Source organism: Aeromicrobium sp. PFPM2_SD2, from assembly GCF_057364525.1.
Genome location: NZ_JBNFNZ010000077.1, coordinates 1 through 7,380, shown reverse-complemented (window position 1 = coordinate 7,380; position 7,380 = coordinate 1). Strand labels below are relative to the sequence as shown.

Genomic DNA, 7,380 nt, shown 5'->3' with positions numbered 1-7,380 from the left:
CGACCGAGCCGCGCCGGCCCCACGTGGTGGCCCGGGCGTCGGCCTGCTCGGCTGCGGTGCAGGCGCCTGAGGACGTCCGCGTGGACCCGGGCCGGGCCAGGACGGTGGCGGCGGCCAGCGCCCGGCCGATCGAGCTGGCCCGCTCGAACTCGCGGGCCAGGCGGACGGTGCCGGAGGCGTCGGGGTGGGAGGAGTCGATCAGGTCGCCCGAGCGCAGCGGCTCCAGCGGCACGTAGGTGAAGCCGACCCGGCGGGCCTGCTTCTCGACCAGCGCGGTCATCTCGGCCCGGCCGGTGTGCGCCGTGTTCCCCCACGGCACGGTCACGAAGACGCGCGAGGCCGGGATGCCGAGGCGGCGGGTCACGGCGAGCAGCTTGGTGTCGAACTCGCGCACCCGGCGGGCCGCTCGGCCGCGGTCGTCGCGGTGCGGGTGCCCGAGCAGCGTCGCGCGTCGTTGCGCCGCCGGCCACGATGACGACGTCCGGCCGGGCGGCCTCGAGGCGCTGCAGGCGCATGTCGAAGCGCGTCCCCCGGCAAGCACCCACCAGGTGGCCGTCGAGGTCGCGCTGGCCCCGCGTCACGTACCCGGTGCCACCGACCGCGAGGTCCAGCACGTCCGCCGGACGCACGCCCCAGTGCCGGACGACGTGGGACCACCAGACCTCGGGCTTCGTGCCGGGGGCGCCGTGGACGCGGTAGCGCGCGCGCCGTCGGACGCGGAGATGGAGTCGCCGATCACGACCACCCGGGCGGCCGCGGGACGCGCCGGGGCCGGGCTCGGGGACGCCACGGACGCCGCGTGGCCCGACGCCGGGACAGCGGCGAGGAGCAGCGCGAACGACAGGCTGATGAGCAGGCTTCCCCGAGACACGGAACGTTGTTCGGCGAGCCGTGACGGTTGCGAAGCGCTTCGACCCGAGTGTGACCGAGATCACACCGAGTTCGAGTTGCGGATCAGACGAGCTCGCGCACCACGGCGTCGGCGAGCAGACGCCCGTCCCGGGTGAGCACGATCCGCTCCCCCGCCACGTCCACGAGGCCGCGGTCGCGCAGCTCCCCGACCCGCTCGCGTCGCTCGTCCGGGACGACCGCCAGGTCCAGCCCCGAGCGCAGGCGCGACTCCAGCAGCACGCGCTCCAGCGTGCGGGTGTCGTCGTCGACGAGCTCGTGGTCCTTCTCCGGCGAGAGCCCGGCGTCCAGGCGCTGCGCGTACGCCGCCGGGTGCTTGACGTTCCACCAGCGACGCCCCGCGACGTGGGAGTGGGCGCCCGGGCCGAACCCCCACCAGTCGTCGCTGCGCCAGTACAGGACGTTGTGCCGGCACTGGGCCGCCTCGTCGCGCGCCCAGTTCGACAGCTCGTACCAGGACAGGCCGGCGGCCTCGAACGCCTCGTCGGCCAGGACGTACTTGTCGGCCAGGTCGTCGTCGTCCGGCGCCGGCACCTCGCCGCGAGCCACCCGGCGGGCCAGCGCCGTGCCCTGCTCGACGATGAGGGCGTACGCGCTCACGTGGTCGGGCTCCAACGAGACGGCGTGCTCGAGCGTGCGCCGCCAGTCGTCCACGCACTCGCCGGGCGTGCCGTAGATGAGGTCGACGCTGACCTGCTCGAAGCCGGCCTCGCGGGCCCAGCGCACCGCGTCGGGGACGCGCAGCGGGTCGTGGGTGCGGTCCAGCACGCGCAGCACGTGCGGCACGGCCGACTGCACGCCGAACGAGATGCGCGTGAAGCCGCCCTCGCGCAGCGCGGCCAGCGACGCGGGCGTGACGCTGTCGGGGTTCGCCTCGGTGGTGACCTCGGCACCGGGCGCCAGCCCGACGGTGCGGCGCAGCGCGTCCAGCACGCGCACCAGGTCCGCAGCGGGCAGCTGGGTCGGCGTGCCGCCGCCGAAGAAGACGGTCTCGAACGGACGCTCGCCGCCGAGCACCTCGTGGGCCTGCGCGACCTCGCGCTCCACCGTGGCGGCGTAGGACGCCCGCGTGGCGCCCTCGCCCAGCTCGTCGGAGGTGTAGGTGTTGAAGTCGCAGTAGCCGCAGCGCACGGTGCAGAAAGGGACGTGCACGTACGCGCCGAGGCTCCTGGTCACCGGCCCAGGGTACGGCCCGCCTCCACGGCCCCGACGCGTCGCGGCCGGCCGCCCCGCAGGGACGACCGGGCCGCGCCGGCGGACGCGCGTCAGGCGTTCGTGTAGAACCCGTCGAGGATGTCGCGGTAGTTGTCCTCGACCACGCGGCGCTTGACCTTCATGCTCGGCGTGATCTCGCCGGACTCGATGCTCAGGTCGGCGGGCAGGATGGCCCACTTCTTGACCTGCTCCCAGCGGTTGAGCTTGCTGTTGAGCTCGGCGACGTACTTCTCCATCTCCGCGTGCATCTGCGGCGACGAGACGACCTCGGCGTAGGACTTGCCGGCCATGTCGTGGTGCGCGGCCCAGCCCTCGACCGCGTCCGGGTCGAGCGTGATGAGCGCCGAGACGAAGTTGCGCTCGTTGCCGTGCACCACCATCTGGCTGGCCAGCGGGCAGACGCCCTTGAACGTGCCCTCGACGATCGACGGCGCGACGTACTTGCCGCCGGAGGTCTTGAACAGGTCCTTCTTGCGGTCGGTGATGCGCAGGAAGCCGTCCTCGTCCAGCTCGCCGATGTCGCCGGTGGCCAGCCAGCCGTCCTCGGTCACCGCCGAGGCGCTCTCGCCCTCGAGGTTGTGGTAGCCGCGCATGACGTGCGGGCCCTTGATGAGCACCTCGCCGTCGGGCGCGATCTTGATCTCCGAGCCCGGCATCGGCAGGCCCACCGAGCCGATCTTGAAGTCGTCGGGGTGGTTGACCGTCGCGCCGGCCGAGCACTCGGTGAGGCCGTAGCCCTCGAGGATGAGGATGCCCGCGGCGTGGAACCACTCGGCGATGTCGCGGCTGAGCGAGGCGGCGCCGGAGATGAAGAAGCGCACGCGGCCGCCGAAGCGGGCGCGGATCTTGCTGAACACGAGCCTGTCGGCCAGCGCGTGCTTGGCCTTGAGCCCGGCCGGGACCGGCTTGCCGGCACGCACGAGGCGGGAGTGCTCCAGGCCGACCTGCTCGGCCCAGCGGAAGAGCTTGAGCTTGACCCCGCCCTCCTCCTCCATCATGCCGACGATGCGGCCGTAGGCCTTCTCGAAGATGCGCGGCGCGGCGCCCATGAAGGTGGGCTTCACGACGGCGAGGTTCTCGATGATCTTGTCGACCCGGCCGTCGACCGCGGCGGCGAAGCCGATCTCGAGCTGGGTGGTCAGCAGCACCTTGCCGAACGAGTGCGCCATCGGCAGCCAGCGGTACTCCAGGTCGTCCGCGGTGAGGTAGCCGCCGGCGTTGATCGCCGCGCCCTCGAACGTCCAGCCGTCGTGGGAGAGGCGGACGCCCTTGGGCCGGCCCGTGGTGCCGGACGTGTAGATGAGCGTGGCCAGGGAGTCCGGCGAGGTCGCCTCGATGCGCTCCTCGACGGCGGTCGGGTGCTGGGCCAGGTGCTCGGTGCCCAGGCGCTCGAGCTCGGCCAGGTCGATGACCCAGTCGCCGTCGGCGGCGCCGTCGAAGGTGATGACCTTGAAGACCTCGGGCAGCTCGGACTTCTTGGCCCGGAGCTTGGCGATCTGCTCGTCGTCCTCGGCGAAGACGACCCGGCTGCCGGAGTCGGCCAGGATGTAGGCGACGTCGTCGGCGACGGTGGTCGGGTAGACCGTCGTGGTCGCCGCGGCGGCCGAGTTCACGGCGAGGTCGGCGAAGACCCACTCGTAGCGGGTGTTGGACGCGATCGCGACGCGGTCCTCGGGCTGCAGCCCCAGCGCGACGAGGCCGGCGGCGAGCTTGAAGACGTGGTCGCCGGTCTCGGCCCAGGTCATCGAGTGCCAGTTCTCCTGGGCGTCCGGGAACCGGTACGCCTCGCGGTTGCCGGACTCGCGGACTCGGGCGAGGAACATCGCGCCCACGCTGCGGGCACGGTCCTGGACGATCTTGAGCTCCTGCGGGGAGGGCGTCCTGGTCATCGGGGTATCACCTCGGGGGTCGGCCAGTGTGTTACGCGTCACCCTACTGATCCGTAAGGTCCACGCGCAGCCGATTCCGCGTGCCGTGGCCGCTCGATCCCGCGCCGTGTCGGCTGTCGGCCCGAGACGGTTGCAGGCCCCGACGAAACCGCTACTTCGCGGTGCTGTCGCCGGTCGAGAGCGCGGCGATGAACGCCTCCTGGGGGACCTCGACGCGGCCGACCATCTTCATCCGCTTCTTGCCCTCCTTCTGCTTCTCGAGCAGCTTGCGCTTGCGGCTGATGTCGCCGCCGTAGCACTTGGCCAGCACGTCCTTGCGGATCGCCTTGATGTTCTCGCGAGCGATGATGCGCGCGCCGATGGCCGCCTGGATCGGCACCTCGAACTGCTGGCGCGGGATGAGCTCCTTGAGCTTGCCGGCCAGCGCGACGCCGTACGCGTAGGCGCTGTCGCGGTGCACGATCGCGCTGAACGCGTCCACGACCTCGCCCTGCAGCAGGATGTCGACCTTCACCAGGTCGGCGGCCTGCTCGCCGGTGGGCTCGTAGTCCAGCGACGCGTAGCCCTTGGTGCGGCTCTTCAGCGCGTCGAAGAAGTCGAACATGATCTCGCCCATGGGCAGCGTGTACTTGATCTCCACGCGGTCCTCGGACAGGTAGTCCATGCCCAGCAGCTGGCCGCGGCGCGACTGGCACAGCTCCATGATCGTGCCGATGTAGTCGGTCGGCGTGAGGATCGTCGCCCGGGTGACCGGCTCGAAGACCTTGGCGATCTTGCCGTCGTTGGGGTACTCGCTGGGGTTGGTGACGGTGATCTCGCGGCCGTCCTCCATCTCCAGGCGGTAGACCACGTTGGGCGCGGTCGCGATGAGGTCGAGGTTGAACTCGCGCTCGAGCCGCTCGCGGATGATCTCCAGGTGCAGCAGGCCCAGGAAGCCGATGCGGAAGCCGAAGCCCAGGGCACCGGACGACTCGGGCTCGTAGACCAGGGCGGCGTCGTTGAGCTGGAGCTTGTCGAGCGCCTCGCGCAGCGTCGCGAAGTCGTCGCCGTCGATCGGGTACAGGCCCGAGAACACCATGGGGTTGGGGTTCTTGTAGCCGCCGAGCGGCTCCTGCGCCGGCTTGGCGTGCGAGGTGACGGTGTCGCCGACGCGGCTCTGGCGCACCTCCTTCACGCCGGTGATGAGGTAGCCGACCTCGCCGACGCCCAGGTCGGGCGCCTTGACCGGCTCGGGGCTGATGACGCCGACCTCGAGCATCTCGTGCACGGCGCCAGTGGACATCATCTTGATCTTGTCGCGGTGCGAGAGCTTGCCGTCGACGACGCGGACGTAGGTGACGACGCCGCGGTAGGTGTCGTAGACCGAGTCGAAGATCAGGCGCGCGCCGGGGCGTCCGGGTCGCCGACGGGCGCCGGCACCTGGTCGACGATGAGGTTGAGCAGCGCCTCGACGCCCTCGCCGGTCTTGGCCGAGACCCGCAGCACCTCGTCCGGGTCGCCGCCGATGATGCCGGCGATCTCCTCGGCGTACTTCTCCGGCTGCGCGCCGGGCAGGTCGATCTTGTTGAGCACCGGGATGATGTGGAGGTCGGCCTCCATCGCCAGGTACAGGTTGGCCAGCGTCTGGGCCTCGATGCCCTGCGCCGCGTCGACGAGCAGGATCGCGCCCTCGCAGGCCTCCAGCGAGCGGCTCACCTCGTAGGTGAAGTCGACGTGGCCGGGCGTGTCGATCATGTTGAGCACGTAGCTCGTGCCGGCGTCGTCGCCGCTGGACTTGGTGAACGGCATCCGCACGGCCTGGCTCTTGATCGTGATGCCACGCTCGCGCTCGATGTCCATGCGGTCCAGGTACTGGGCCCGGGCCGCGCGCTCGTCCACGACGCCGGTGATCTGCAGTATCCGGTCGGCCAGCGTCGACTTGCCGTGGTCGATGTGCGCGATGATGCAGAAGTTGCGCAGCAGCGACGGGTCGGTCGAGCCGGGCTGCGGGACCTGGGGCGCGGAGGAGGCACTCATGATGTCCCCCATTGTTCCCTACGCCCGGCGGTGCCGCGGACGCCGTCGCCGCCGGGACGATTTGGGCCCCGCCGCCACCCTTTGATAGAGTCGACCGGTCCGCGCGCACGCGCCGACCACCCACGTTTTTCCGAGAGAACAGGTTTGCCTCCGTGGCCAACATCAAGTCGCAGATCAAGCGCAACCGTCAGAACGAGCTGGCGCGTGAGCGCAACAAGTCCGTCCGTTCGGCGCTGAAGACCTCGATCCGCCGCTTCCAGGAGGCCGCCGACGCCGGCAAGACCGACGAGGCCCAGGCCGCCGCCCGCGAGGTCGGCAAGAAGCTGGACAAGGCCGCCTCCAAGGGCGTCATCCACAAGAACCAGGCTGCGAACCGCAAGTCCTCGATCTTCAAGAAGGCCGCGTCGCTCTGACCTGAGCCCTTCTGCTGAACGCCTCCCGGTCCTCCGGGGGGCGTTCTTCGTCGTCCTGGGCTCGTGCCCCCGACCCTCAGGCCCGCGTCGTCCGTGCCGATCGGGGTGAGGACCAGCTGCAGGCCGGACGGAGGACCAGGGGTGCGACGCACGACGGCGCGACGCGCGGCTGCCTCCGCGCTCGCCTCCGCCGTGGGTGCGGCGCGACGCTCGTGACCGTGCCGTCGTCGGCGGCGGCTGACGAGCCGGTCTGCCAGCGCGGCACCCACGGGACGTCCGTCATGGTGGTCGGTGACTCCGTCGCGCACGGGTCGGCCGGCGACTGGACCTGGCGCTACCGGCTCTGGCAGCACCTGCGGGCGTCCGGCGTCGACGTCGACCTCGTCGGCCCGCGCGACGACCTGCTGGAGCGTTTCCCCGGCGACGACGACCAGACGTACGCCGACCCGGGATTCGACCGCGACCACGCCGCGTACTGGGGCACCGCCCGCGCGTTCCTCCAGCCCTCGCTCGAGACCCTGGTGGCCGCCTGCGAGCCTGACGTCGTGGTCGACACGCTGGGCGTGAACGACCTGGCCTGGCTCGGGATCGACCCCGCCGACCTGGCGCGGCTCGCCGCTGAGGCCGTCGAGCGGGCGCGGGAGGTGCGGCCGGACGTCGACGTCGTCTTGGCCCAGCTCCCCCAGCACTGGCTGCCGCACGTGCCGGCCTACAACGCCGCCCTGCTCGCCCTGGAGGACGAGCTCAGCACGGACGCCTCTCGCGTCGTCGTCGCCCGCGCACCGGAGTCCTTCGAACTCGAGGTGGACACCTACGACCTCGCGCACCCGTCGGCGTCCGGCGAGGTGAAGATCGCCGCGTCCGTGGCCGACGCGCTCGCGCGCCTGGGCGTCGGGACGCCGTACCCGCGTCCCCTGCCCGTGGTGGCCAACGGGCCG

5 protein-coding genes and 1 pseudogene are annotated in these 7,380 nt (G+C 71.5%); 2 read left to right on the top strand and 4 right to left on the bottom strand.

What is annotated here, in order from left to right:
- The 4 genes and pseudogenes from AC2W7G_RS05865 to lepA all read right to left on the bottom strand — a co-directional run.
- On the bottom strand, positions 1–394 hold a 394-nt coding region (locus AC2W7G_RS05865), incomplete at its 3' end, for a hypothetical protein (protein ID WP_485867612.1).
- 560 nt (positions 395–954) lie between these two features.
- The gene (hemW, locus tag AC2W7G_RS05860; protein ID WP_485867611.1) at positions 955–2,085 is read right to left on the bottom strand and encodes a radical SAM family heme chaperone HemW; all 1,131 of its coding nucleotides are present in this window, start codon (positions 2,083–2,085) and stop codon (positions 955–957) included.
- Between the two features lie 89 nt (positions 2,086–2,174).
- Positions 2,175–4,013 (bottom strand): AMP-dependent synthetase/ligase, encoded by a 1,839-nt coding sequence (locus AC2W7G_RS05855; RefSeq protein ID WP_485867610.1) that lies wholly within the window; start codon positions 4,011–4,013, stop codon positions 2,175–2,177.
- A 151-nt stretch (positions 4,014–4,164) separates the two neighbouring features.
- A pseudogene (gene lepA, locus AC2W7G_RS05850) lies at positions 4,165–6,029 on the bottom strand (translation elongation factor 4).
- A gap of 152 nt (positions 6,030–6,181) precedes the next feature.
- Here lepA and rpsT point away from each other — a divergent pair.
- Together rpsT and AC2W7G_RS05840 are read left to right on the top strand one after the other, a co-directional pair.
- A complete protein-coding gene (gene rpsT / locus AC2W7G_RS05845) occupies positions 6,182–6,442 on the top strand; it encodes a 30S ribosomal protein S20 (protein ID WP_485867609.1) in 261 nt (86 codons plus the stop codon).
- Between the two features lie 218 nt (positions 6,443–6,660).
- Positions 6,661–7,380 (top strand): GDSL-type esterase/lipase family protein (locus tag AC2W7G_RS05840; protein WP_485867608.1); only part of this gene is annotated, 720 nt, incomplete at its 3' end.

Excerpts from the sequence above, each read along its gene's own strand:
- AC2W7G_RS05855 (WP_485867610.1), bottom strand. The coding sequence starts at position 4,013 with ATGACCAGGACGCCCTCCCCGCAGGAGCTCAAGATCGTCCAGGACCGT.